This is a genomic window from Proteus sp. FME41, from assembly GCF_014897315.1.
Lineage (GTDB): Bacteria > Pseudomonadota > Gammaproteobacteria > Enterobacterales > Enterobacteriaceae > Proteus.
This window is the reverse complement of sequence record NZ_JABUYL010000011.1, coordinates 100,310-125,457: the sequence shown is the minus strand read 5'-3', so window position 1 is coordinate 125,457 and position 25,148 is coordinate 100,310. Positions and strand designations below refer to the sequence as shown.

The following is a 25,148-nucleotide window of genomic DNA, read 5'->3' as shown; positions in this document are numbered from 1 at the left end:
ATAAATTATTTTTGCTTGTTTATTACTAATATTTATTTTAGCTATTGTTTTGTAACTATATATAAAACAAGGAAATAACTTTTATGGTTAAATTATTCATCGCAATTTCTCTCTTTTTTTATTCTGCAATTCTTATGGCATCTCCTAAAATTATCGCACATCGTGGTGGCACAGCTGACGCCCCTGAAAATACTGAAATAGCTATAAAAACAGCACTCGCTCATCAAGCTGATGCAATTTGGATCACCATTCAATTATCAAAAGATAACATTCCTGTACTTTATCGCCCTAGTGACTTAAAAAGCTTAACTAATGGGCAAGGTGCTATTTCTGAATTTACTGCTCAGCAACTTAAACAATGGGATGCTGGTTATAAATTTGGAGAATCTCAGCAATTTCCTTATCGAAATAAAGGTGTCACCATTCCTACCTTGGATGCAATCTTAACTCAATTTCCTACCACTCAATTTTATATTGATTTAAAATCACCAGATGCTGATCCTGTTATTCAAGGTAAAGCGATGTCTGCCCTGCTAAGTAAACATAATGCGCTAGATAGAACACGTATCTATTCTACAAATACAGCATTTCTTGATGCCTTACCTGCCAATGTACAACGATTTGAAAGCCGCGATGTCACTCGTGATATTCTAGCTAATATCACCATGAGCCATACCTGCTTGTTACCTGAAAATTTAGATATCACCCGTTGGTATGGTCTTGAGTTACATCGAAAAGTTGAAGTCGTTGAGAAATATACATTAGGTGAAGCTCGATCTGCTTCAATTCTTAGCTGGGATAAAGATGCAATGTCTTGTTTTCGTGCTGGTGGTAATGCCCATATTGTTCTTTTTGGGATCAATACAGAAAAAGATTATATTCAAGCCACAGAGTTAGGTGCAGATGCCATTATGGTTGACTCTCCTGCTAAAATGAAAGAATTTAGAAAAGAGTAAATAAGCCTATTTAGGCTTTCGCTTTATTCTCTTCTACACTTAATAATGTCATCCGATAGAAATAAGTAAGGAGGAATAAAGTGTTAAACAATAAAATTTCTGGTGATTGGAATTTATTCAAAGGAAAAGTAAAAGAAAAATGGGGAAAGATCACCCATGATGAACTTGATATTATCGAAGGTACACGAGAGCAACTAATTGGTAAGCTTCAAGAGCATTATGACTATTCCTATGAAGAAGCCAAAAAAGAAGTTTTAGAGTGGGAGGGGCAAAACCCTTATCCATGGAAGTAAGCCTTTATTACAAGGGTTCGCTTTTTATTATCCTACTTCTATTCTATTAAAAAACTTTTTTAGAATGCATAAAATAAAAAGAGTGATGGCAATTAAAGTCCATCACTCTTTTTTATCTAAATATATTTATTATTAAAGAATTCGATTCTTTTTTAGCAACTCTTCACGGGCAGACTCTTTTGCCATGCGTTTTTTACGTGCATCGCAAGGTTCTGGGCAATCACACTCTTTTTCGATACCCATAGCCCCTAAACCACCGCAACTGCCTTGAAGACTTTTACGTTTTACAATATATCCTAATGCCATACCAAAGAAGGCAATCAAGAATAAGATGAAGGCAAAAAGAAATATTTTTAGCATAACCTTCTCTCCTTAAATTCTATTTTTTCAAGAATGGGGCGAATGCTTTACTATAACGCTCTTCAAACCCAGTTTCTGTTTTAACTATCATAAAGACAGGTATATTTAACGCATTTGCTACTTCTAGCCCTTTATCAGGTCCTAAGACATTCAATCCTGTTGAAATACCATCAGCACTCATGCACGTTGGTACGATCACCGTGATAGAAACAAGGTTATGTTTAATAGGATGGCCTGTCGTTGGGTCAATAGTATGAGAAAAACGCACACCATCTTCTTCAAAATAATTACGATAATCACCTGAAGTGGCAATCGAGTTATCACCCGGTTCAATGATTAACTGAACACTCTGTTTTGTGCCATCATTCGCTGGTTTTTCAATCGCTATACGCCAAAGCTTGTCATTACCATTCACACCTTGCGTTCTTACTTCACCGCCAATATCAACCATATAGTTAGTGATATTCTGTGAAATTAAATACTCAGCAACAGCATCAACACCATAGCCTTTAGCAATCGAAGAGAGATCGACATAAAGTTCAGGGATCTTCTTGATCAGTGCATTACCTTCAACAGCAAGGTAATTAATGCCAATCCACTGTTTACGTTTGGCTAATTCATCAGCAGAAGGTTGGTGAGTAAATCGGCCTTCTGGGCCAAATCCCCATAAATTGACTAATGGTCCAACAGTGACATCTAAAGCACCGTCCGTGATTTTATTAATACGAATGGCTTCACTTACTACTTTAGCGGTAGCAGGCGAAACAGGAAATGGCGTATTAATTTCACGACTTTGATTGAAACGACTCAATTCAGAATGAGGGCGATATGTTGACATTTGATCGTTAACTTCTTCAAGAATACGATCGATCTCTGTTTGTAAGACGTTTTGTGGAGGTGAATTACTATCAGGGACATATTTAATTGAGTAATAAGTTCCCATAGTTTCGCCTTCTAATACCTGCTGTTTTTCACCACATGCAGACAATAGAACTAAAGCAGACAGCATCACTATCCAATTTATCATCTTTCTTTTTAACATAACTCTCTCTTCTGATCATGAGCGCCCACATAAGTGGGCGCTTGTCATTTCATTCATTTATGCTTTATCGGAAGTTAGGATCAACCGCCAAAGTCATCCAGCATAATGTTTTCATCTTCAACGCCTAAATCTTTGAGCATTTTAATAACTGCTGCGTTCATCACTGGCGGACCACACATATAGAATTCACAATCTTCTGGTGCGGGGTGATTTTTGAGGTAATTCTCAAACAACACATTGTGAATAAATCCAGTATATCCCGTCCAGTTATCTTCAGGTAAGGCGTCTGAAAGTGCGACATTCCATGTGAAGTTTTCGTTTTCTCTTGCAAGCATATCGAAATCTTCAGTGTAGAACATTTCACGAACAGAACGCGCACCATACCAGAAGCTGATTTTACGTTTAGAATGTAAACGTTTTAGCTGATCAAAAATATGTGAGCGCATTGGTGCCATACCTGCACCACCACCAATAAAGATCATCTCAGCGTCAGTTTTCTTAGCGAAGAATTCACCAAATGGCCCTGAAATTGTCACTTTATCACCTGGCTTTAATGACCAAATGTACGATGACATTATGCCTGGTGGTACATCAGGATTACGTGGTGGCGGTGTAGCAATACGCACGTTTAACATGATGATGCCATGCTCTTCAGGGTAGTTTGCCATTGAGTAAGCACGTACTGTGGTTTCTTTTACATCAGAAACGTAGCGGAATAAGTTAAATTTATCCCAGTCTTCACGATACTCTTCTGGCACTTCAAAATCTTCATAACGTACCGTATGAGGAGGACATTCAATCTGAATAAATCCACCAGCACGGAAAGGCACAACCTCACCTTCAGGGATTTTTAATACTAATTCTTTAATGAAAGTCGCTTTATTATCGTTTGAGATAACTTCGCACTCCCATTTTTTAACACCAAAAATTTCTTCTGGTAATTCTAATTTCAGGTTATTTTTTACGTTTACCTGACACGCTAAACGGCAACCTTCTTTAGCTTCACGCTTGTTAATATGTGAAAGTTCCGTCGGTAAAATATCACCGCCACCTTCAAGCACTTTAACGCGACACTGACCACAAGATCCGCCGCCGCCACAAGCGGATGAAATAAAAATACCTTCGTTTGATAATACGTTAAGTAATTTATCACCTGCTGGTGCATTAAAGCTTTTTTCTGGGTCTCCATTGACCTCAACAGAAATATCCCCTGTATTGACCAGCTTTGATTTTGCAAACAAAATCAACGCTGTTAGTACCAATACAATCAGGGTAAACATCACGACACCTAGAATAATTATATCCATGAGTTCTTCTCACCCTTTATAGCTGAACACCAGAGAAGGACATGAAACCTAATGCCATCAACCCTGTGGTGACAAAAGTAACGCCTAATCCTTTCATACCTGCCGGTACATCCGCGTATTTCATTTTCTCACGGATAGAAGCCAGTAATACAATGGCTAACATCCAACCAATTCCAGAACCGAAACCATAAACAATAGATTCGCTAAAGTTATAGTCACGTTGTGCCATAAATGACACGCCACCGAAAATGGCGCAGTTAACAGTAATCAGTGGCAAGAAGATCCCTAATGCGTTATAGAGCGCAGGAAAATAGCGGTCTAAAATCATTTCAAGGATTTGTACCAATGCCGCAATCACACCAATGAAAGTGATAAAATTTAAGAAACTTAAATCAACGCCTTCCATTAGGGCATTATCACGTAACACATAGTTGTAAACTAAGTTATTCAGCGGTACGGAAAGACCAAGAACAACGGTAACAGCGATACCTAATCCAAATGCTGTTTTTACATTTTTAGATACCGCGAGAAATGTACACATTCCTAAGAAGAATGCGAGCGCCATATTTTCAATAAAAACAGCACGAACAAACAGGCTTATATAATGTTCCATGGCGATTAGTCCTCTTCAACCTGTGCAGGTTTTAATGTACGTAATCCCCAAATTAGCAACCCAATGATAAAGAACGCACTTGGTGCTAACAGGAATAAACCATTAGGCTGATACCAGCCACCGTTTTGGATAGACTCCATCACCGTTATGCCGAATAATTTACCAGAACCAAAAAGCTCACGTAAAAATCCAACAAGGATCAGGATAACGCCATATCCTAAGCCATTACCAATACCGTCCATAAAGCTTTCAATTGGAGGTGCTTTCATTGCATAAGCTTCAGCACGCCCCATAACAATACAGTTAGTAATAATAAGGCCAACGAAAACAGAAAGTTGCTTAGATATTTCATACGCATAAGCTTGTAGAATTTGGTCAACAACGATAACTAATGAAGCAATAATCGCCATTTGAACAATAATACGAACACTACTTGGTATGAAATTACGAATAAGTGAAATAAAGAAACTTGAGAATGCGGTAACGAGTGTGACAGCTATGGTCATCACTAACGCGGTTTCAAGTTTTGTTGTCACAGCCAGTGCAGAACAGACGCCAAGTACCTGTAAGGCAATCGGATTGTTATCTAACAATGGCCCAAGTAAAACGCGTTTAATTTCTTTTGTATCAGCCATTGATTTCTCCTTCACGAACTTTTTTCAGGAATGGGCCGAAACCTTTTTCACCTAACCAGAAATCGAACATATGCTGAATGCCATTTGAGGTCAGTGTTGCGCCAGAAAGGCCGTCAATTCCATAAGGATTGCCAAACGCGGCACCACTACGCACAATCTTAATAGCAGGAACACCTTCTTCATTAATCAGGCGCTTGCCTTTCCATTGTGCTTTCCATTGTGGGTTATCAACTTCTCCCCCTAAGCCAGGTGTCTCACCATGAGCATAATAGGTAATACCTTTTGACGTTACACCATCAATATCAACCGCAATAAAAGCATACATAACAGACCATAAGCCAGAACCATAAACAGGCAACACGACTTCGGTAGTTTTACCTTGTTCATCAAGAACAAAGTACACTTCAGCTGTATTTGCACGTCGGCGAATTTTAGCTGCGTCATCTTCTGGTGATAATGCAATTGAAGTGTCGTCACTGCGTAATGCTGTATTTAAGTCAAAATTACCTGTGCTATCAGTCAGCTCACCTGTCTGAAAGTTTACAATTTTTGCTTTGATACGAGTGTCATACACTTTCAATACGTCTGTCGCACTCATTTTGGGAACAAGCAGACCAGCAACATCAAGAATATTACGTTGCTTATCAAGAAGTTTTTGCTCTTCTTGCTTAGATTTCAGCCCAACAGCAGCTCCCGCGACTACAACGGAACACACAAGACACAGAATAAATACAACGAGGAACGTTCTTGCAACGCTATCTTTGTTTTTCTCTTTAGCCACGAGCTTTTCTCCGCTTAATATTCGCCTGAACAACCACGTAATCAAACAGTGGTGCAAATAGGTTTGCGAATAAGATTGCCAGCATCATACCTTCTGGGTAAGCCGGATTGACGACTCTAATAAGCACAGCCATTACGCCAATCAAAATACCGTAAGCCCACTTACCTTTATCAGTAAACGAGGCGGATACGGGGTCTGTTGCCATAAACATCATACCGAAAGCAAAACCACCTAAAACTAAGTGCCAGTGCCAAGGCATTGAGAAGAGAGGATTGGTATCTGAACCGATAAAGTTAAACAGATATGACATCACGATCATGCCGACCATTACCCCAGCAACAATACGCCATGAAGCAATACGAGCAAAAACAATGACAGCACCACCGATTAAGATCATCAGTGTTGAAACTTCACCAATTGAACCTGGAATATAGCCAAGGAAAGCATCCATCCAAGAGATAGGCTGCTGAGTGATCGTGTTTAACAACGCACTTTCGCCAGATACAGACCATTGTGATAATGGCGTAGCACCCGAGAATCCGTCAGCCGCAGTCCAAACTAAATCACCTGAAATTTGAGCAGGATAAGCAAAAAATAGGAATGCACGGCCTGCTAATGCTGGGTTTAAGAAGTTACGACCTGTGCCACCAAAAATCTCTTTCGCAATCACTACACCAAATGTAATACCTAATGCGGCTTGCCAAAGCGGTAATGTTGGAGGAACAATCAAGGCAAACAAAATAGAGGTAACAAAGAAACCTTCATTAATTTCATGTCCGCGAATGAAAGCAAAAAGCACTTCCCAAAATCCACCTACGGCAAAAACAACCAGATAAATAGGTAAGAAGTAAGTTGCACCAAGTAGCATCTTACTTCCCCAACCTGCATCTGCTGTTAATGACGCACCAAGGAATTCAGCGAGGCGATAGTGCCAATCTGAAGCAATAATTTGCTGTAATTCAACACCGCTATATAACTGATTAAGTGCAGGAATAGCTTGATGACCAACGTTATACATTCCCCAAAACATTGCTGGGAAAACGGCTAGCCAAACCAAGATCATCATACGTTTTAGGTCAATGGTGTCACGAACATGCCCACCATTATGCGTTACGGTACCTGGTGTATAAAATACCGTAGTCACCGCTTCATAAAGTACGTACCATTTTGCTAATTTGCCACCGGGCTCAAAATGGTGCTCTACTTTTTCAAATAAGTTTTTCAAACCCATGAGTTACCCTTCCTGCTCAATTTTGGTCAATACTTGGCGCAGTGCTGGGCCATACTCATATTTGCTTGGGCAAACATAAGTACATAATCCCAAATCTTCTTCATCCAATTCCAAACAACCTAATGCTTGAGAACTGTCAGTATCACCAACAACTAAATCACGTAATAAATGCGTTGCCATAATATCTAACGGCATAACACGCTCATAGTTACCAATTGGTACCATTGAACGTTCACCGCCATTCATCGTGGTTGTAAAAGCAAAGCGTTTATTCTTTAAGAAGTGACCAATCGTTGTACGAGTGATAGAAAATTTATCGCTACCCGGCATACCCCAACCAAATAACTCTTTATCACGGCCTTCACGCAATACAGAAACTTGGTTATGGAAACGACCTAAATAATGATGAGCTTCATCTGATTTCCATCCCCATAGTACAGAGCCAGAAATAATGCGGTTTTCATCATCGATTAATTGATCTTTGGTTAACTCATAAAGATCAGCGCCCAAACGAGTGCGCACTAAACGAGGTGCTTTCACTTGTGGACCCGCTAATGCAACAACACGTTCAGTATATAAAGAACCCGTTGTAAACAAATAACCAATAGCAATCACATCTTGGTAGTTTAAATGCCAAACCATTTTCTTCGCACTGACTGGTTCTAAGAAATGAATGTGAGTTCCTACCAATCCTGATGGATGTGGACCCACAAATTGGTTATAGCTAATTTGTCCATCATTTAATTTAGCGGGTGATTTTTCACCATGACAAACATAAACTTTTCCCTCGGTTAATCGAGTTAAAACAATCAGGCCATCATTAAATGCCTTCTCATTTTGCTCAATGATAACCATAGGGTCTGCAGCCAGCGGATTGGTATCCATTGCAGAGACAAAAATTGCAACTGGTGTAGTGCCTAAGTGCGGAGTACGACTATAAGGACGCGTTCTTAACGCAGTCCACATTCCCGAATTAACAAGGTTGTTTTCAACCTGTTCTCGGGTTAATTCTGACAGCGTAGCGCTATCATAACGGTTAAAAGTGATCTCTTCGTCGCCATCAATTTCGATAACGATAGATTGGAACACACGGCGTTCGCCGCGGTTAATTTCAACAACTTTACCACAAGCTGGGCTCGTGAAAACGACACCGGCATTCTTTTTATCTTCAAAAAGAATTTGCCCTTTCTTTACATGCTCACCTTCCGAAACCACCATAGAAGGACGCATACCAACATATTCTTCGCCTAGCAATGCTACGCGTCGAATAGTGGGTCCGTCTTCTATCACTTGGGCAGGCGCTCCTGCAATTGGGAGGTCGAGTCCTTTTTTAATTTTAATCATAAGATTTGCACAAGTTTATCAGTTAAACCCTAAGCTACAAATTCACCCCGAAAATGTAGCGACTCTGTAATAAAAACACCTTAAGGTCTTTTTAAGCCTTAAGTTATTTATCTCCGATAATTGTTACTATTTTCTCTTATTCTGCCGACCTGAATTTTATCATCTCAGTCTAAACCTGTCTGACAATTCGAGTGATTTAGCTCAAGCAAATAAGAATATTATTTTGACTGAAACGTTAACAACTCGTATAAACCGAATTAAAATATCATCTTTCTCGACGAGCGATTAAAATTCATACAGAATATTTTGTAAAAGAAAAGAAACTCTAGTAGATTTTAATTTACAAATTTATTGCTTCATCGCAATCTACGATCTACTTTATCAACAAATTTTAAGCTATTTTTCTGATAAAACCATGACCAGTCACGCAAAACAACTAATCAGTTTTTTAACATTAATGTTAACTTCTTTATTAGTTAACGCTGAGAACAGTTCAAAATTTCTAATGGAACCTGTTGAAAAAAACACAGGCAAGCCTATCTATATCCAAATTTTCAAAGAAGAAAGCCTACTTGAACTTTATACAGAAAAATTAGATGGGCAATTAGAAAAAGTACGTACTTACCCTATTTGTAGCTATTCTGGTGGGTTAGGCCCTAAAAAATCTCAAGGCGATTTAAAAAGCCCAGAGGGCTTTTATCAGGTTAATTTCTCACAATTAAACCCGAATAGTCGATTTTACCGAGCTATTAACCTAGGATTTCCTAACCAATACGATAAATCAAAAGGATATACTGGCGACTTTTTGATGATCCACGGGGCGTGTAAATCTGTTGGCTGCTACGCAATGACAGATTCGGTGATGGATGAAATTTATCAATATGCTGAAATGGCGCTAAAAGGTGGTCAGTCTAAGATCAATATTCATATTTTCCCGTTTAAAATGACTGCCGAAAATATGAAGAAGCATCAGTATTCAACCAATATGGATTTTTGGCAACAACTAGCCCCTGCTTACCAATATGTTGAAGAACGTAAACAGATCCCTTCTGTTATCGTTAAAGATGGACACTATCTTGTCAACAACAACTCAATTACGCCTAATCAAGCCACCCTTAATTTATCACAAAAGAGTGAAAACAAATGGTTACAGAATTCGCATACCTCGATCAAATAACACAAATTCACCAGCAGGAATACGTTGCCAAGACTCATTTCCCGTCAAAGGAAGTGTTGATATAACAGAAACCACATCATCTGACTGTGTATGTTGCTGAAAATCAATCTCAACATCATGATCAAGTAACTTCGCTTTCCCAAAAGGTGCTTTGCGTGTTATCCAATGCAAATTGGTTGAACAATATGCCATAACAAATCGACCATCGGACAACAGCATGTTAAAAACCCCTTTTTGCCTTAATTGATCAGACAAAACGGCAATAAAACGAAAAACTGCCTGCCAATTAGCCGGTGTTCGTTTATAGCGATTTTCGAGCTGATTTAAGATCCAGCAAAAAGCTTTTTCACTATCAGTCTGCCCTATAGATCTAAAACGTCCGGTTTCCAGCGATTGATACCCTTTAAGTTGCCCATTATGGGCATAAGTCCAGTTTTTACCCCATAACTCGCGAGTAAACGGATGGGTATTCTCTAAGGAGACATTACCTCTATTTGCTTGGCGAATATGCGCAATTACCGCCTCTGATTTAATCGGGTACTCTTGAACAAAGCGAGCGACTGGTGATATTGCACTAGCTTGAGGATCTTTAAATGTACGGCACCCCAATCCTTCATAGAAAGTAATTCCCCAACCATCTTTATGAGGCCCTGTTTTGCCCCCTCTCGGAATTAATCCACTTAGACTGAAAGTAATATCTGTTGGTACATTTGCACTCATGCCTAACAATTCACACATCGCTCACTCCTTTTCGTCGATATTTATTGCTGACTTATAGCAATATCAACTTATTTTTCCATTTCTTTTTCAATTAATTGGATCAGAATATGGATAACTTTGATATGGATTTCTTGAATACGATCAGCATAACCAAAATGAGGCACACGAATTTCAATATCCGCAGTACCGTCCATTTTCCCACCGTCTTTACCCGTTAGCGTAATAACTTTCATGCCCTTTTCACGTGCAGCACTAATCGCTTTAATAATATTGCCTGAATTGCCAGAGGTTGAGATTCCCAGTAAAACGTCACCTTCTTTACCTACAGCTTCGACATAACGAGAGAAGATATATTCATAACCAAAATCATTACTCACACATGAGATATGGCTTACATCTGAAATAGCAATAGCAGGATAACCTGGACGATTTTCACGATAGCGTCCGGTTAACTCTTCTGCGAAATGCATCGCATCGCAGTGAGAACCGCCATTACCGCAAGATAATACTTTGCCTCCAGCCTTAAAAGAATCAGCTAATAACACCGCCGCTTTTTGGATAGCGTCAATATTTGCATCATCTTGAAGAAAACGAGAAAGAGTATCGGCTGCTTCTGTTAATTCACCACGGATAAGATCTTGGTACATAGGATTTTTACTCCAGAAAGGGTAATCGAAATTTTCTGTTTCTCAGTGTAACGGATTAGATGACATGAAAGAAGATACCCTTTGTCGACAAATGCTAACTTCTCTCATTTACGAATAAATTGTGAGCTATATTGTAATTAGGATGTAAACATATTGATAAAAATTGGTGACTAGATTAGATCTAAATAACAAACAACAGGTCTGACCTCTGATCTCTTGCTAAATACAGGAGTTTATTATGACACTACTCAGTATCGTACTTTTTATTATTCTTATTGGCGTGCTTAGTTATCGCAAGTTCAGTATTGCGGTAAGTAGTCTCGCACTTATTGCTTATACTTTAGTCATGGGTGTTGCCAATATTTGGAGTTACTGGCTACTCCTTCCCGTTGCACTCGTTTTATTACCTTTCACACTACCTTCTATTCGTAAAGCCTACATCTCGACACCTGCACTTAAAGCATTTCAAAAAGTCATGCCTTCAATGTCAAAAACAGAGCAAGAGGCGATTGATGCAGGTACAACATGGTGGGAAGGTGAACTCTTCCGCGGAGCCCCTGATTGGAAACAACTGCATAATTACCCTAAACCACAGTTGACTGCAGAAGAACAAGCTTTCCTTGATGGCCCTGTAGAAGAAGTTTGTCGCATGACAAATGACTTTGAAATTACTCATGAATTAGCTGATTTACCTCCTGAGATTTGGCAATACCTTAAAGAAAATCGTTTTTTTGCGATGATCATTAAAAAAGAGTATGGCGGGTTAGAATTTTCTGCTTATGCTCAATCTCGAGTACTACAAAAATTGGCTGGTGTATCAGGTATTCTGGCGATTACGGTTGGTGTACCTAACTCTTTAGGCCCAGGTGAATTACTGCAACACTACGGTACTGATGAGCAGAAGAAACGCTATTTACCCGGTTTAGCCAAAGGTGATGAAATTCCTTGTTTTGCCCTAACCAGTCCTGAAGCTGGCTCTGATGCTGGTGCTATTCCTGACAGTGGTGTGGTATGTATGGGAGAATGGCAAGGAGAACAGGTATTAGGCCTTCGTTTAACATGGAATAAACGCTATATCACACTTGCACCTATCGCAACTGTATTAGGATTGGCGTTTAAATTACGTGATCCTGACCATCTATTAAGCGATGACGAAAACCCGGGCATTACCTGTGCGTTAATTCCAACTGATGTCAAAGGTGTTGAAATCGGTCATCGTCATTTCCCACTGAACGTGCCATTTATGAATGGACCGACTCGTGGTAAAGATGTTTTTGTTCCTATCGATTACATCATTGGCGGACCAAAAATGGCAGGTCAGGGTTGGAGAATGCTGGTGGAATGTCTCTCTGTTGGTCGAGGCATTACTCTACCTTCAAACTCTACCGGTGGATTAAAAAGCGTGGCAATGGCAACTGGGGCGTATTCTCGCATCCGTCGTCAGTTCAAAATTCCAATTGGTAAAATGGAAGGGATTGAAGAGCCATTGGCACGTCTGGCTGGTAATGCCTATCTTTTAGATTCTGCGGCAACCTTAATTACTACGGGTATTATGCTAGGAGAAAAACCTGCCGTATTATCCGCTATCGTAAAATATCATTGCACTCACAGAGCACAGCGTGGCGTTATTGATGCAATGGATATTGTTGGAGGGAAAGGGATTAGCCTTGGGCCTTCAAACTTTGTTGCACGTTCTTATCAAGGTTCTCCAATTGCAATCACTGTTGAAGGTGCCAACATTTTAACACGTAGTATGATCATTTATGGCCAAGGTGCTATCCGTTGCCATCCTTATGTATTAGATGAAATTGCAGCCGCACGAGACAATAACCTACATGATTTTGACCGTGCTTTATTTGGCCATATTGGTCATGTAGCAAGTAATACTTTACGTAGTCTATGGTTAGGTATCACCAATGGTCGATTAAGTACTTCACCAACCAATGATGAAACTCGCCGTTATTATCAACAAATTAACCGCTTGAGTGCCAATATGGCACTATTGTCTGATGTTTCTATGGGGGTGTTGGGGGGAAGTTTAAAACGTCGTGAACGTATCTCAGCTCGCTTAGGTGATATTTTAAGTCACATCTTCCTCGCCTCTGCTGCGCTTAAGCGTTATGAAGATGATGGTCGCCATACTGCTGATTTACCATTAGTACATTGGAGTGTAAAAGAGTGCTTATACCAAGCTGAAAATGCGATTGATGAACTACTGCGTAATTTCCCAAGTCGGATGATCGCAGGCACTATGCGCGCTATTATTTTTCCGCTTGGTAAAGCGCAAAAATTACCATCCGATAAATTAGACAGTAAAGTGGCTCAAATTATTCAGCAACCCTCTGAGACACGTGATCGTATTGGTAGGGGCCAGTTCTTAACACCGAGTGAGCACAATCCACATGGCTTAATGGAAGAGGCACTACTTGATATTCTGGCCGCAGAGCCTATTTTTGACCGTATTTGTCGCCTCTATGAGAAAAAATTTAGCTTTACTCAATTAGATAAATTAGCCGACAAAGCATTAGCGGACAAACGAGTAACGCAAGAAGAAGCCGATATCTTACGTAAAGCTGAACAAAGTCGTTTACGGAGTATCAATGTTGATGAATTTGATTTTGATGCACTGGCGGTGCCCGTAAAAAAGCCTAAAACGAGTGATGCCAAAACAGATAAAGCAGCCTAGTCAATTTATATAAGGGTAAATCACACACCCAATAAAACAAAACACCTCATCACTAAACAAGTCATGAGGTGTTTTTATTTCAATAAAAACATATCTAATAAAAAGGACTTACTAGAAATTTAACTCCAACGCTAATAATTCTTCTATTGTTTGACGGCGCCGAATTAATTGAGGAGTCCCTTTTGTCATCAATACTTCAGGAATAAGAGGACGGCTATTATAATTAGATGACATTGAAGCGCCATAAGCCCCTGTATCATGAATAACGATATAATCACCCACTTGAGCCTTAGGTAACAAGCGCGGTGCAACCATCCCGCCCTCCTGTTGAGTAAAAACATCACCTGATTCACAAAGTGGGCCTGCAACAATAGTTTCTTGTTGCTCAGTAAGCGGCTTTACTTTCCCATCACTATTTAACAATGATATTTGATGATAACTGCCATACATTGCAGGACGCATTAAATCACTGAAGCCCGCATCCACCAGCACATAATGACGATCCCCCATTGATTTGACAGCTCTCACTTGTGAAATTAATACACCTGATTCAGCCATTAAGAAACGACCTGGTTCTATTTCGAGTTCAATGTCATGGCCTAAATGTTGTGCAATACGCTGACGCGCGTTATCCCACAAAGAAAAATAGTGATTTAAATCTACGACTGCATCACCTTCTTGATAGGGTGTGGATAATCCTCCCCCCGCAGAAATAGCTTTAATATCGACTTGGGAAGTTAACACTTGCTCTACCATGGCATCACAGACACTTGCAAGGTGCTGATAATCAACACCAGAACCAATATGCATATGAAAACCAATTAAACTTAAATTGTATTGGCGGATAATGGCTAATGCTTCAGGCACATCCTTATACCAAATGCCATGTTTACTGTTTTCCCCCCCCGTATTGGTTTTTTGGCTATGTCCATGACCAAATCCAGGGTTAACTCTAATCCAGACAGCATGACCTTGATTACACTCACCTAATTGACGAAGCATATCAATAGAGCCTGCATTAACAGGGATATCTAACTCTACAACACGCCTAAGGGTGCTTTCATCCAATAAATCAGCCGTAAAAACAATCTCACTTCTTTCTCTACCCGCTTGATAGCCAGCAACTAAAGCACGCTCTATTTCCCCTAATGAAACCGAGTCAACTTTTACGCCTTGTGCTTTCATTAAACGTAAAATATGAATATTTGAGCACGCCTTTTGAGCAAAACGAACCACATCAAACGATTTTAATTGTGCAATACGTTCAGAAATTGTATCGCCTTGATAAATCCATAATGGCGTTCCATAAGTTTGTGCGAGTTGGTATTGAGCCATAGTGATTAATGTTGTCATGATATTTACTCATAAAAGTCGCTGGTGAATAAAATGATTATTGATTAACTTGATGGGGAATAAAAATATCAAATACGCTACACTCTATTCACTTTTGATATGGGAATAATAAATGAAAGCTCCTTTTAATTGGCGGCATATTGAAATTTTTCATGCTGTGATGACGACACAAAACCTCACTGAAGCAGCTGAATTATTAAAAACCTCACAGCCTACTGTCAGTCGAGAGTTATCTCGCCTTGAGCATCTATTATCATTTAAATTATTTGATAGGATAAAAGGTCGTCTTCAGCCAACCACTGAGGGATTACGTTTTTTTGAAGAGGTACAGCGCTCTTATTATGGTCTAGAACGAATAATTAATGTTGCTGAGAGTATTCGTCATTTTCGACAAGCTGAGTTAAATATCACTTGTTTACCTGCCTTTGCTCAATCATTGCTGCCTTCAATTTGTCGGCAATTTATTGATCAATACCCCGATGTTAATTTAACCATTGTTCCTCAAGAATCCCCTTTATTAGAAGAATGGTTATCAGCTCAACATTATGACTTGGGATTAACCGAACACACTCAAACACCCGCTGGAACTCGACAAGAAACACTATTAACACTCAATGAAGTTGCCATATTGCCTAAATCTCATCCATTGTGTCAAAAATCGTTATTACACCCATCTGATTTTAAAAATGAGCGCTTTATCAGCTTGTCAGTAAATGATACTTATCGACAACTTATTGATACCGTTTTTATTCAAGAAGGAATTTCACGACAATTAGTGATGGAAACACAAAGTGCCGCCTCTATTTGTGCCATGGTCCGCGAAAATATCGGTATTTCGATTGTTAATCCTATAACAGCACTCGATTATCTAGATAAATCGCTTTGTCTGCGCCCTTTAAGCTTTACCATTCCTTTTACCATCAGTTTAATAAGCCCTTCTCATCGCCCATCTTCTCAACTTGTCTCTTATTTCATTGATGTAATGAAAAGAACATTAGCGGACTATCCAAAGCATTTAACACTCGCCTTTTCCCGATAAAGCCAACCAATAAGGTGATGATGAAAACCATTCAACTAAGAAATCTAACAACGCACGTACCGCTGCAGGCATATTTTGTCGGCTGGCTAAAACAGCATAAATCCCCATCGGTTGAGCTTGATAATCAGTCAGTATTCGCACCAACTCACCGTTTTCAAGATAAGGCTTTGCTGAATAATAAGGCTGTAATGATATTCCTGCCCCTCTTAACGTAGCTTGTAGTAAAACAACTGATTCATTCGCACTTAAATTACCCCCTACAGGTACTGAATAACGTTCATTACCTTGATTAAACTCCCACAAACTACGACCAAAAAAGCGATAAGTCAGACATTGGTGTTGGGCCAGTTCATCTGGCGTTTGAGGCATCCCTTTTTTTGCCAAATAATCTTTGTGAGCACACACCACAGAAAGGCACGTTGCCAATGAACGAGCAATTAAATTAGGTTCAAGATGATTCGTAATACGCAATGCGATATCAATACGTTCTTCCACCAAATTCACGGTTTGATTAGTGATTTGTAAATCAACCGCAATTAAAGGATAACGTTCCATAAACTCACATATTGCCACTGACAAAATACTATTTGCTAATGATTGTGAACTGGTAATACGAACAAGCCCACTGATTTGATGACGATCTTTTGGAATATTGGCAGGAATACGTTCAGCCATTTCTAACAGCTGTAAACTCTGTTCATATACCATTTCACCTACTGATGTTAGGCTTTGTTTGCGTGTTGTTCTATGCAATAAACGTACGCCTGCCCACTCTTCCATCTCATTTAAATAGCGCGTCACCATAGCCCTAGACATGCCTAGATAATCAGCAGCTTTTATCATGCTACCTTGCTTCACAATGGTTACAAAAACGTCTGATGCTTTTATCTTATCCATTTTATTTGCTCGATTTGCGCAACAATGTATTGACTAAAATGTGGTTTTTCTCTTGTTTTATGCAACCTATTATAGTCAGCAACAACACTATGGAGAAAACAAAAGATGAAAAAATTACTTCCTTTAACACTTGCTACTAGCGCCTTCTTCGCAACTTCTGCTCTAGCAACAGAACTTACATTAGATATTTATAATCCAGGAGAAGCGAGTGTTTTCCCTGTTTCATCTGAAATTATCTATGGTGATAAAGATGTCGTTTTAATTGATGCTCAATTTCAAAAAAATGATGCTCAAGTCTTAGTCAATAAAATCAAAGCATCAGGAAAAAACTTAACTTATATCTATATTAGCCATTCTGATCCCGATTTTTATTTTGGATTAGATGTGATTACTGATGCATTTCCAAATGCTAAAGTCATTGCAACTGCACCCACGATTAATGCTATTAACGAAACCCAAGCAGGAAAACTTGCCTACTGGGGGCCTATTCTTAAAGAAAATGCCCCTAAAAAGATCATCATTCCTGAGGCACTAACTGGTGATAGTTTTTCCCTTGAAGGCGAAACTATTTCGATTAAAGGGTTAGACGGTCAATCCCCAGATAGGACATATCTTTATGTTCCAAAACTTAATGCCGTGATGGGTGGTGTTTTAGTTTCTGAAAATATTCATGTTTGGTTAGCGGATACACAAACTCTGACAGAGCGCCAACATTGGGTTAGTTCGTTACAGCAAATAAAATCACTATCCCCAAAAACCGTTATTCCTGGTCACTATTTACCTAAAGCAACGTATAATCTACAAGCCGTTGACTTCACAATGAATTACTTGGCTGAAGCTGAGAAAAATCTTGAAAAAACGAAAAATTCAGATGAATTTATTGCAGCGATGGAAAAAAATCATCAGAATTTAGCAGATAAATCAAGCCTAGAACTTAGTGCAAAAGTACTAAAAGGAGAGATGCAGTGGCCTCAGTAGCAAGCAATACAGGTAATACCCAAGGTACTAAAATATTGCACTATGTTTATGATCCTCTTTGTGGTTGGTGCTATGGCATTGCTCCCCTGATTGAAGCGGTAAGCAATACGTTTCCAAATACCATTAAGTTACATGGTGGTGGATTGTTTACACCAGCAAGAGCTGTAACGGGTGGTCAATCATGGAAAGAGCATGTCACGCCAATTGATGAGCGTATTAGTCAACTATCAGGTCAAGTTTTTAGTCCTGCATACCGTGATAATCTGGGTAATACGGAGATGGTATTAAATTCTCTGTTACCTATTTCAGCTATCCTTGTTGCTGAAATCATGGGAAATCGTGATATTTATTTATTAAAAGCATTACAAGAAGCTTATTACCTTGATGGCTTAAATATCAGTGATAAAAACACACTGCTGTTTATCGTGAAAAAACTTGGCTTTGATGTTGAGCTGTTTGCATCTTTACTGGCTGAAATTAGCGAAAAACAAATTCAGCAACATTTAAGCCAGACACAACAATTAATGTCTCAAGTTAATGGTCGCGGTTTTCCGACTTTATTTATTGAAGATAACCAAGGTTATCACCTGATACCAGTTGAAAAATATTTAGGTGATACAAAACGTTGGCAGCAATTTATACAAGAAAATCTATAATCTTCTTTTCAGTGTGCTGATTTATTTCCGCACACTGCCTTTTTTTATTTTCACCCTATGATTTTTATTCATTATCAATAAAAAAATCAGTATGTTAGCGATAATTTCAATACTATTATCGAGCTATAAATAAAGACCTAATATCATCAACGTTGAAAATGAAAGGCAAGAGCCCAATGCTACTTTTGTTAAATATTCTTTTGTTGTTATTAATACCGTGCAATAGATACCTACCCCCAGAAAAGAGCCAAGCAAAAGAATATAAGGTAATGCCTCAAACCCACACCACGCACCAATAGCACTAAATAATTTTATATCACCAAAACCTAATACACATTTTTGGTAAATAAAATATCCCCATAAATAAACACCATAAAAAACACTCGTTCCAGCCAAAAAACCATAAAAAGCGTGGTCAAAAGGGACCAAACCAAACGTTGTATAATTACACAACAATCCCAAAAATATTAACCAAAACGTTAAATTATTAGGTAATAGAAAATAATCAGCATCAAAAAAAGAAAGTGTTAATAAATAAAAACTTAGTATCGATAATATTACAAATAAAGAAAATGAATAAATAAAAGTCCCCCAATAAAGACAAATCACAAAATAACTAAAAACTAACTGATAGCGCCGAGATTTAGGTAATAAAAACAATAAAGAAAGAGGCACAATAGATTTAATCACCTCCCCAAAAACATCAAAAAAAGTAGAAATATAAAATTTTTCAAATCGTAATCGAGTGAATGGCATAAATATAGACTCCTTAAATACATCGTTATCCTAGTTTATTGACTGTATAAGAGAATAATTTTCATGCCGAGCGTTTCCCTTACAATTACACTGAAAACATGAAATTTTGCGACAAAACACGCAAGAAAATTCGCGCTATAATCACAGCAAAAGCAAAGTGATAACTTGCATGCCATAATGTCATGCGTATGATGCATATCACATATTTTATTTATCACGGTTAACCATCTTTAACGTAAGGGTTTCACGTTATGCGTATTCCTCGCATTTATCATCCAGAACTGCTCACCACAGGCTCTCAAACCGCATTAGATGATGAAGCATCTAATCATGTTGGGCGTGTATTAAGAATGTCTACAGGGCAAAAATTGGCTCTATTTGATGGTTCTAATCAAGTGTTTGATGCAGAAATCATTGAAAGCACAAAAAAATCCGTCATTGTGCAAATTAATGAAGGCATTATTGATGATAAAGAATCCCCTCTCGACCTCCATTTAGGGCAAGTACTTTCACGCGGCGAGAAAATGGAGTTTACTATTCAAAAATCCGTTGAGTTAGGTGTAAACACGATTACTCCACTGATCTCCGAACGCTGTGGTGTTAAACTTGACCCAAGCCGTTTAGAGAAAAAACATCAGCAATGGCAAAAAATTATTATTTCAGCATGTGAACAATGTGGTAGAAATATCCTTCCACAATTAATGCCAGTGATGTCATTAGATGAATGGTGTGCTCAAAATGATGATAGCTTAAAGCTTAATTTACATCCGAGAGCAAACCAAAGTATTAATACCTTACCCTTACCTGTTAAAAAAGTGCGCTTGTTGATTGGCCCTGAGGGGGGGCTTTCTCCTGAAGAAATCGCCATGACAGCAGAACACCATTTTACTGATATTTTATTAGGTCCTCGTGTATTAAGAACTGAAACAACAGCACTCACCGCAATCACCGCTTTGCAGGTTCGGTTCGGCGATCTGGGATAAAGGAGAAGTAATGATTAAATTAGGTATTGTGATGGATCCTATTTCCTCCATCAAAATCAAAAAAGACACCAGCTTTGCCATGCTATTAGAAGCGCAACGTCGTGGCTGGGAAATTCATTATATGGAGATGAACGATCTTTACCTACATCAAGGTGAAGCACGTGCTCGTACTCGTTTACTCAGCGTAGAAGAAAATCCAGAAAAATGGTTCGAGTTTGGTCAAGAGCAAGATATTGCTTTAGGCTCTCTTGATACGATTTTAATGCGTAAAGATCCGCCTTTTGATACTGAATTTATCTACGCAACCTATATTCTAGAACGCGCCGAAGATATGGGAACATTAATTGTCAACAAGCCACAAAGCCTACGTGACTGTAATGAAAAGCTCTTTACCGCATGGTTCCCGACATTAACACCCGATACTTTAGTAACTCGTGAAGCTAAGCATTTACGCGCTTTTCATGAAAAACATGGCGATGTTATTTTTAAGCCATTAGACGGTATGGGTGGTGCGTCTATTTTCCGCTTAAAAAAAGACGATCCTAACGTGGGCGTGATTATTGAGACATTAACAGACCATGGTCACCGTTTCTGTATGGCGCAAAATTTCTTACCTGAAATTGTCGATGGTGATAAACGGATCCTAGTAGTCGATGGCGAACCTGTTCCTTATTGCTTAGCACGTATCCCAGCAAAAGGGGAAACTCGGGGTAATTTAGCTGCGGGTGGCCGTGGTGAAGCGCGTCCACTAACAGAGAGTGATTGGGCAATTGCACGTCAAGTCGCGCCAATTCTCAAACAAAAAGGCCTTATTTTTGTTGGCTTAGATGTTATTGGCGACCGCTTAACTGAAATTAACGTCACTAGCCCAACTTGTGCCCGTGAGATTGAAGCAGCTTATCCTGACGTCTCTGTTACAGGCATGTTAATGGATGCTATTGAAGTCCGTTTAAACAAAAAAAATTAACTTTTAAACGCTGAAATTAAAAGGGTTTAAAAGTATGAACCTAGCCCCCACATATGAATAAATAAGCGGTATACATTAAGAAAGACAATGTATAAAAGGGCTAGGTTTTTTACTAAAAATGATCAGGGAACAGTATTACTATTATGAATTTACTTAACCATTTTCTTATTGCTATGCCTTCATTAAGCGATCCGTTATTTGAGCGTTCGGTCGTCTATGTTTGCGAACATAATGAAAACGGTGCGATGGGCTTAATTATTAATAAACCTATCGAAGACATCTCTGTAGAAGGTGTATTAGACCAACTGGAAATTTTTTCAACGGACAGAGACGAAACGATTAGCTTACAAAAGCCTGTGATGTCAGGCGGCCCAGTTGCAGAAGAGCATGGTTTTATCTTACATACCCCTGTTTCAGGCTTTAGTTCTAGCATCAAAATTAGTGATAGCACCATGATCACCACATCTAAAGATGTGTTAGAAACCTTAGGTACAACTCGGCAACCAGAAAAAACATTAATCTCTTTAGGTTATTCCAGTTGGGAACAAGGCCAATTAGAAAAAGAGATTTTAGAAAATAGTTGGCTTACAGTTGAAGCATCGCCTCAAATTATTTTTGATACCCCTATTGCTGAACGGTGGCATAAGGCAGCTGAATTAATTGGAATTAATATCCACACTATTTCACCTATAGCGGGTCACGCATAATGTCAAACAGAACAGTAATGGGCTTTGATTTTGGCACTAAAAGTATTGGTGCTGCTATTGGTCAAGAAGTCACAGAAACAGCTAGACCTTTAGCTTCATTTAAAGCTAAAGATGGCATTCCTGATTGGACTCAAATTGAAAAAATCATAAAAGAGTGGCAACCGGATTTAGTTGTTGTCGGCCTACCGCTTAATATGGATGGCACGGAACAATTAGTCACAACACAAGCAAAAAAATTTGCTAATCGCCTACATGGTCGGTTTGGTGTACAAATTGCTTTGCATGATGAACGTCTTAGTACCGTTGAAGCGCGTTCTCACCTTTTTGAACGTGGTGGCTATCGTTCATTAGATAAAGGCAGTGTGGATGCAACATCTGCCGTTATTATTCTTGAAAGTTGGTTTGAACAACAACGTTAAACCAATAAGTGTTTATTTTACGCTATCATTGGACAGCGTATCTTTGATTAATCCTTCATGTTGACGTTGCTGACGACTTAGCATGAAGGTCTGCATACCATATTCACTGCCTGTTTGCATAAGCGTCAACACTTGATGATATTTACCTTCTCTAATAAGGTGCGAAATACCCTGTGTGACTTGCATTATTTCAAATAGCGCAACTCTTCCTCCTTCTGTTGACGGTACTAATTCTTGTGAAATTATCGCTCTTAAACTGCATGCCAATTGTGATGATATCCATTGCCGCTCATTACCTGAAAATACGTTAGTGACACGTTCAAGTGTTTGTATTGCGCCTTGAGTATGCAATGTTGCGATGACTAAATGCCCTGTTTCTGCCGCCGTTAATGCTAATTTAATACTTTGTGCATCTCTCAATTCACCTAGCATAATAACATCCGGATCTTGACGTAAAGCACTCTTTAATGCACTTGCTATATTCTTAACATCATGTCCTATTTCTCGCTGTTGAATGAGACTTTGCTTATTAATATGTATAAATTCAATCGGATCTTCTAATGTTAAAATATGTTGGCGTTGGTATTGATTTAAATAATTAATCATTGCCGCTAAAGTCGATGATTTTCCACTCCCTGTAGCGCCTGTTACTAAAATAAGTCCGTGAGAATGGCGTTCTAATAGCATTGCGATAGATTCAGGTACTCGAAGTTTATCCAAGGAAGGTATTTGTGTTTCAATTATTCTTAATACTGCAGAAACCCCCTTTTGTTGACGAAATAAATTAACGCGAAGCCGTTGTCCATTTGATAAAGTGAGTGCTGTATCAATTTGTCCTTCATCCTCAAAAATATGCTTTTGGTCTTCACTTAAAAAAGGGTGTATCCACGCTAAGAGAATATCAGAAGTGATAGGTTTACATTGATTTTGTTGATAAAGTACACCATTGATCCGTAATCGTGGTACATCACCACAACAAAGGTGCAGATCAGAGGCTTTATGCTTTACACTATATGCAATTAAATTTTCCATTTTCATCTTATTATCTCCTGAGTTGCCATGAATACTATTAAACAGAATCTCGTCAATGTCAGGTCCCACATTGACATAGCGGCGCAAAAATGCGGCCGTTCTTCAGAAGAAATAACATTACTTGCAGTGAGTAAAACAAAACCTGCGAGTGACATCGAAAAAGCAATCGCGTGCGGGCAAACTGAATTTGGTGAAAACTACGTTCAGGAAGGTATCGATAAAATTAATTACTTTTCTGATAACAGCTCGTTGGTTTGGCACTTTATTGGCCCTTTACAGTCAAACAAAACACGTCTTGTTGCTGAACATTTTGATTGGTGCCACACCATAGATAGACTAAAAATCGCCCAAAGATTAAGTGATCAACGCCCTGATAAAATGCCGCCTTTAAATGTATTAATTCAAATCAATATCAGTGATGAAAACAGTAAATCAGGTATTAATCTGACTGAACTTGATGGGCTGGCGGCACAAATTTCTATTCTTTCAGGCATTAAATTACGCGGATTAATGGCTATTCCTGCACCTGAAAGTCATTATGATAAGCAAGTTGAAATACTAGAAAAAATGCATCTCGCCTTTAAGCAATTACAATCTCAATATCCCAATATAGATACATTATCTATGGGAATGTCCAGTGATATGGAAGCCGCTATTGCTTGTGGCTCAACACTTGTTCGTATTGGAACAGCAATTTTTGGCGCAAGAGATTACGCGGCTAAGTAAAAAATAGAGGTTTATATGGAACATCGTAACATTGCTTTTATTGGCGCTGGAAATATGGCTCAAGCCATTATTGCTGGATTGGTTCAAGGTGGATATCCAGCACATCAAATAACCGTCAGCTCACCTTCCTCCATTCGCCGTGAACCTTTAGAAAAAGAGTTCCATATTCATAGCACAGATGACAATATTAACGCGATTCAAGACGCTGACGTTATTGTGTTAGCGGTAAAGCCTCAAATGATGGAAGCAGTTTGTAAGCCCTTACAAAATATCGATATGAGTAAAAAGTTAGTCCTCACTATCGCTGCGGGCATTCCTGCTGCGCGTTATAATGACTATTTTACGACTCAATTACAGCTTATTCGTATTATGCCAAATACCCCAGCACTTGTTGGTAAAGGCTTAAGTGGTATGTTTGCACACAATTCGATTTCATCCCAAGATAAACAGTTTGCAGACAACCTCATGAAAAGTGTAGGGACGACGGTTTGGGTAGAGCAAGAATCGGCTATCAATGATATTATCGCCGTGGCGGGTAGTGCGCCTGCTTATTTCTTCTTGTTTATGGAATCAATGCAGCAAGAAGCTGAACGTTTAGGTTTTTCACCTGAAGTGGCAAGAGCCATCGTGCAACAAGCGGCTAGTGGCTCTACCGCCTTAGCTGAAAAACAACATACATTACCTTTCTCAACACTGCGTGAACAGGTAACATCAAAAGGTGGAACGACAGCGGCTGCATTAATGCAGTTTTATGAAGGTAGATTACCTGAAAATGTCGCTTCTGCTATGCAAGCTGCGATTAAACGTGCGCAAGAAATGGAAAAACAATTTTAATTTCATCAG

Annotated in this window: 27 protein-coding genes; 13 read left to right on the top strand and 14 right to left on the bottom strand. The window is 38.9% G+C overall.

The window, feature by feature from the left end; translation table 11 throughout:
- Positions 1–83 precede the first annotated feature (83 nt).
- Positions 84–956 (top strand): glycerophosphodiester phosphodiesterase family protein, encoded by an 873-nt coding sequence (locus INT04_RS11865; RefSeq protein ID WP_193016336.1) that lies wholly within the window; start codon positions 84–86, stop codon positions 954–956.
- 80 nt (positions 957–1,036) lie between these two features.
- On the top strand, positions 1,037–1,249 hold the full coding sequence (locus INT04_RS11860) for a CsbD family protein (RefSeq protein ID WP_072070896.1): 213 nt from the start codon (positions 1,037–1,039) through the stop codon (positions 1,247–1,249).
- A gap of 132 nt (positions 1,250–1,381) precedes the next feature.
- Here INT04_RS11860 and nqrM read toward each other — a convergent pair whose 3' ends face one another.
- The 8 genes from nqrM to INT04_RS11820 all read right to left on the bottom strand — a co-directional run bounded on the left by nqrM (position 1,382) and on the right by INT04_RS11820 (position 8,562).
- Positions 1,382–1,609, bottom strand: coding sequence for a (Na+)-NQR maturation NqrM (gene nqrM, locus INT04_RS11855; protein WP_036932601.1), 228 nt, complete (start codon positions 1,607–1,609; stop codon positions 1,382–1,384).
- Between the two features lie 19 nt (positions 1,610–1,628).
- Positions 1,629–2,651: an FAD:protein FMN transferase gene (locus INT04_RS11850; protein ID WP_193016335.1), complete on the bottom strand. Its 1,023-nt coding sequence runs from the start codon at positions 2,649–2,651 to the stop codon at positions 1,629–1,631.
- A gap of 80 nt (positions 2,652–2,731) precedes the next feature.
- The gene (gene nqrF / locus INT04_RS11845; RefSeq protein ID WP_193016334.1) at positions 2,732–3,958 is read right to left on the bottom strand and encodes an NADH:ubiquinone reductase (Na(+)-transporting) subunit F; all 1,227 of its coding nucleotides are present in this window, start codon (positions 3,956–3,958) and stop codon (positions 2,732–2,734) included.
- Between the two features lie 16 nt (positions 3,959–3,974).
- Positions 3,975–4,571: an NADH:ubiquinone reductase (Na(+)-transporting) subunit E gene (gene nqrE / locus INT04_RS11840; protein WP_006534792.1), complete on the bottom strand. Its 597-nt coding sequence runs from the start codon at positions 4,569–4,571 to the stop codon at positions 3,975–3,977.
- A 5-nt stretch (positions 4,572–4,576) separates the two neighbouring features.
- Positions 4,577–5,206 (bottom strand): NADH:ubiquinone reductase (Na(+)-transporting) subunit D, encoded by a 630-nt coding sequence (locus INT04_RS11835; protein ID WP_193016333.1) that lies wholly within the window; start codon positions 5,204–5,206, stop codon positions 4,577–4,579.
- Positions 5,199–5,987, bottom strand: coding sequence for a Na(+)-translocating NADH-quinone reductase subunit C (locus tag INT04_RS11830; protein ID WP_193016332.1), 789 nt, complete (start codon positions 5,985–5,987; stop codon positions 5,199–5,201). Before INT04_RS11830 ends, INT04_RS11835 begins: the two co-directional genes overlap by 8 nt.
- Complete coding sequence (locus tag INT04_RS11825) at positions 5,980–7,218, bottom strand: NADH:ubiquinone reductase (Na(+)-transporting) subunit B (protein ID WP_193016331.1); 1,239 nt, start codon at positions 7,216–7,218, stop codon at positions 5,980–5,982. Before INT04_RS11825 ends, INT04_RS11830 begins: the two co-directional genes overlap by 8 nt.
- Before the next feature lie 3 nt (positions 7,219–7,221).
- Positions 7,222–8,562, bottom strand: coding sequence for a Na(+)-translocating NADH-quinone reductase subunit A (locus tag INT04_RS11820; RefSeq protein ID WP_193016330.1), 1,341 nt, complete (start codon positions 8,560–8,562; stop codon positions 7,222–7,224).
- A gap of 415 nt (positions 8,563–8,977) precedes the next feature.
- Between INT04_RS11820 and INT04_RS11815 the strand changes: the two genes are divergently transcribed.
- The gene (locus INT04_RS11815) at positions 8,978–9,739 is read left to right on the top strand and encodes a L,D-transpeptidase family protein (RefSeq protein ID WP_193016329.1); all 762 of its coding nucleotides are present in this window, start codon (positions 8,978–8,980) and stop codon (positions 9,737–9,739) included.
- On the opposite strand, the gene INT04_RS11810 is transcribed toward INT04_RS11815, so the two are convergent.
- Positions 9,710–10,477 (bottom strand): class II glutamine amidotransferase, encoded by a 768-nt coding sequence (locus INT04_RS11810; RefSeq protein ID WP_193016328.1) that lies wholly within the window; start codon positions 10,475–10,477, stop codon positions 9,710–9,712. The two genes, INT04_RS11815 and INT04_RS11810, sit on opposite strands and share 30 nt — an antisense overlap.
- Positions 10,478–10,527: 50 nt before the next feature.
- Positions 10,528–11,106 (bottom strand): D-sedoheptulose 7-phosphate isomerase, encoded by a 579-nt coding sequence (gene lpcA, locus INT04_RS11805; RefSeq protein ID WP_193016327.1) that lies wholly within the window; start codon positions 11,104–11,106, stop codon positions 10,528–10,530.
- Between the two features lie 238 nt (positions 11,107–11,344).
- Between lpcA and fadE the strand changes: the two genes are divergently transcribed.
- Entirely contained in the window at positions 11,345–13,792 is a 2,448-nt protein-coding gene (gene fadE / locus INT04_RS11800) for an acyl-CoA dehydrogenase FadE (RefSeq protein WP_193016326.1), read from the top strand.
- 111 nt (positions 13,793–13,903) lie between these two features.
- On the opposite strand, the gene lysA is transcribed toward fadE, so the two are convergent.
- Entirely contained in the window at positions 13,904–15,145 is a 1,242-nt protein-coding gene (gene lysA, locus INT04_RS11795; protein WP_193016325.1) for a diaminopimelate decarboxylase, read from the bottom strand.
- A gap of 112 nt (positions 15,146–15,257) precedes the next feature.
- On the opposite strand from lysA, the gene INT04_RS11790 reads away from it, so the two are divergent.
- Positions 15,258–16,184: a LysR family transcriptional regulator gene (locus INT04_RS11790; RefSeq protein WP_193016324.1), complete on the top strand. Its 927-nt coding sequence runs from the start codon at positions 15,258–15,260 to the stop codon at positions 16,182–16,184.
- Here the strand turns inward: INT04_RS11790 and INT04_RS11785 are convergent.
- The gene (locus INT04_RS11785) at positions 16,161–17,081 is read right to left on the bottom strand and encodes a LysR family transcriptional regulator (protein ID WP_193016323.1); all 921 of its coding nucleotides are present in this window, start codon (positions 17,079–17,081) and stop codon (positions 16,161–16,163) included. The genes INT04_RS11790 and INT04_RS11785 overlap by 24 nt on opposite strands.
- Positions 17,082–17,186: 105 nt before the next feature.
- On the opposite strand from INT04_RS11785, the gene INT04_RS11780 reads away from it, so the two are divergent.
- A complete protein-coding gene (locus INT04_RS11780; protein ID WP_193016322.1) occupies positions 17,187–18,059 on the top strand; it encodes an MBL fold metallo-hydrolase in 873 nt (290 codons plus the stop codon).
- Positions 18,047–18,715 (top strand): DsbA family protein, encoded by a 669-nt coding sequence (locus INT04_RS11775; RefSeq protein WP_193016321.1) that lies wholly within the window; start codon positions 18,047–18,049, stop codon positions 18,713–18,715. Before INT04_RS11780 ends, INT04_RS11775 begins: the two co-directional genes overlap by 13 nt.
- Positions 18,716–18,838: 123 nt before the next feature.
- Here INT04_RS11775 and INT04_RS11770 read toward each other — a convergent pair whose 3' ends face one another.
- The gene (locus INT04_RS11770) at positions 18,839–19,471 is read right to left on the bottom strand and encodes an A24 family peptidase (protein WP_193016320.1); all 633 of its coding nucleotides are present in this window, start codon (positions 19,469–19,471) and stop codon (positions 18,839–18,841) included.
- A gap of 251 nt (positions 19,472–19,722) precedes the next feature.
- Between INT04_RS11770 and rsmE the strand changes: the two genes are divergently transcribed.
- The 4 genes from rsmE to ruvX all read left to right on the top strand — a co-directional run bounded on the left by rsmE (position 19,723) and on the right by ruvX (position 22,547).
- A complete protein-coding gene (gene rsmE, locus INT04_RS11765; RefSeq protein WP_193016319.1) occupies positions 19,723–20,454 on the top strand; it encodes a 16S rRNA (uracil(1498)-N(3))-methyltransferase in 732 nt (243 codons plus the stop codon).
- A 10-nt stretch (positions 20,455–20,464) separates the two neighbouring features.
- Positions 20,465–21,421, top strand: a complete 957-nt coding sequence (gene gshB, locus INT04_RS11760) for a glutathione synthase (protein ID WP_193016318.1) — start codon at positions 20,465–20,467, stop codon at positions 21,419–21,421.
- A gap of 143 nt (positions 21,422–21,564) precedes the next feature.
- Entirely contained in the window at positions 21,565–22,128 is a 564-nt protein-coding gene (locus INT04_RS11755; RefSeq protein WP_193016317.1) for a YqgE/AlgH family protein, read from the top strand.
- On the top strand, positions 22,128–22,547 hold the full coding sequence (gene ruvX / locus INT04_RS11750; protein WP_193016316.1) for a Holliday junction resolvase RuvX: 420 nt from the start codon (positions 22,128–22,130) through the stop codon (positions 22,545–22,547). The genes INT04_RS11755 and ruvX overlap by 1 nt, the downstream gene beginning before the upstream one ends.
- 12 nt (positions 22,548–22,559) lie before the next feature.
- Here ruvX and INT04_RS11745 read toward each other — a convergent pair whose 3' ends face one another.
- On the bottom strand, positions 22,560–23,585 hold the full coding sequence (locus INT04_RS11745; RefSeq protein WP_193016315.1) for a type IV pilus twitching motility protein PilT: 1,026 nt from the start codon (positions 23,583–23,585) through the stop codon (positions 22,560–22,562).
- Positions 23,586–23,606: 21 nt separating this feature from the next.
- Between INT04_RS11745 and INT04_RS11740 the strand changes: the two genes are divergently transcribed.
- Both INT04_RS11740 and proC read left to right on the top strand, forming a co-directional pair.
- The gene (locus INT04_RS11740) at positions 23,607–24,305 is read left to right on the top strand and encodes a YggS family pyridoxal phosphate-dependent enzyme (protein ID WP_193016314.1); all 699 of its coding nucleotides are present in this window, start codon (positions 23,607–23,609) and stop codon (positions 24,303–24,305) included.
- 15 nt (positions 24,306–24,320) lie between these two features.
- Complete coding sequence (gene proC, locus INT04_RS11735; RefSeq protein ID WP_193016313.1) at positions 24,321–25,139, top strand: pyrroline-5-carboxylate reductase; 819 nt, start codon at positions 24,321–24,323, stop codon at positions 25,137–25,139.
- The last annotated feature ends 9 nt before the right edge of the window (positions 25,140–25,148 follow it).

Bases quoted from the DNA above. Each gene is read 5' to 3' on its own strand.
- INT04_RS11740 (WP_193016314.1), top strand. From the start codon at position 23,607: ATGAATACTATTAAACAGAATCTCGTCAATGTCAGGTCCCACATTGAC.
- INT04_RS11745 (WP_193016315.1), bottom strand. From the start codon at position 23,585: ATGAAAATGGAAAATTTAATTGCATATAGTGTAAAGCATAAAGCCTCT.
- ruvX (WP_193016316.1), top strand. From the start codon at position 22,128: ATGTCAAACAGAACAGTAATGGGCTTTGATTTTGGCACTAAAAGTATT.
- lysA (WP_193016325.1), bottom strand. From the start codon at position 15,145: ATGACAACATTAATCACTATGGCTCAATACCAACTCGCACAAACTTAT.
- INT04_RS11865 (WP_193016336.1), top strand. From the start codon at position 84: ATGGTTAAATTATTCATCGCAATTTCTCTCTTTTTTTATTCTGCAATT.
- INT04_RS11780 (WP_193016322.1), top strand. From the start codon at position 17,187: ATGAAAAAATTACTTCCTTTAACACTTGCTACTAGCGCCTTCTTCGCA.
- INT04_RS11825 (WP_193016331.1), bottom strand. From the start codon at position 7,218: ATGGGTTTGAAAAACTTATTTGAAAAAGTAGAGCACCATTTTGAGCCC.
- INT04_RS11790 (WP_193016324.1), top strand. From the start codon at position 15,258: ATGAAAGCTCCTTTTAATTGGCGGCATATTGAAATTTTTCATGCTGTG.
- INT04_RS11835 (WP_193016333.1), bottom strand. From the start codon at position 5,206: ATGGCTGATACAAAAGAAATTAAACGCGTTTTACTTGGGCCATTGTTA.
- nqrE (WP_006534792.1), bottom strand. From the start codon at position 4,571: ATGGAACATTATATAAGCCTGTTTGTTCGTGCTGTTTTTATTGAAAAT.
- gshB (WP_193016318.1), top strand. From the start codon at position 20,465: ATGATTAAATTAGGTATTGTGATGGATCCTATTTCCTCCATCAAAATC.
- INT04_RS11770 (WP_193016320.1), bottom strand. From the start codon at position 19,471: ATGCCATTCACTCGATTACGATTTGAAAAATTTTATATTTCTACTTTT.
- INT04_RS11820 (WP_193016330.1), bottom strand. From the start codon at position 8,562: ATGATTAAAATTAAAAAAGGACTCGACCTCCCAATTGCAGGAGCGCCT.
- nqrM (WP_036932601.1), bottom strand. From the start codon at position 1,609: ATGCTAAAAATATTTCTTTTTGCCTTCATCTTATTCTTGATTGCCTTC.
- fadE (WP_193016326.1), top strand. From the start codon at position 11,345: ATGACACTACTCAGTATCGTACTTTTTATTATTCTTATTGGCGTGCTT.
- INT04_RS11810 (WP_193016328.1), bottom strand. From the start codon at position 10,477: ATGTGTGAATTGTTAGGCATGAGTGCAAATGTACCAACAGATATTACT.
- nqrF (WP_193016334.1), bottom strand. From the start codon at position 3,958: ATGGATATAATTATTCTAGGTGTCGTGATGTTTACCCTGATTGTATTG.
- INT04_RS11850 (WP_193016335.1), bottom strand. From the start codon at position 2,651: ATGTTAAAAAGAAAGATGATAAATTGGATAGTGATGCTGTCTGCTTTA.
- lpcA (WP_193016327.1), bottom strand. From the start codon at position 11,106: ATGTACCAAGATCTTATCCGTGGTGAATTAACAGAAGCAGCCGATACT.
- rsmE (WP_193016319.1), top strand. From the start codon at position 19,723: ATGCGTATTCCTCGCATTTATCATCCAGAACTGCTCACCACAGGCTCT.
- INT04_RS11785 (WP_193016323.1), bottom strand. From the start codon at position 17,081: ATGGATAAGATAAAAGCATCAGACGTTTTTGTAACCATTGTGAAGCAA.
- INT04_RS11815 (WP_193016329.1), top strand. From the start codon at position 8,978: ATGACCAGTCACGCAAAACAACTAATCAGTTTTTTAACATTAATGTTA.
- INT04_RS11755 (WP_193016317.1), top strand. From the start codon at position 21,565: ATGAATTTACTTAACCATTTTCTTATTGCTATGCCTTCATTAAGCGAT.
- proC (WP_193016313.1), top strand. From the start codon at position 24,321: ATGGAACATCGTAACATTGCTTTTATTGGCGCTGGAAATATGGCTCAA.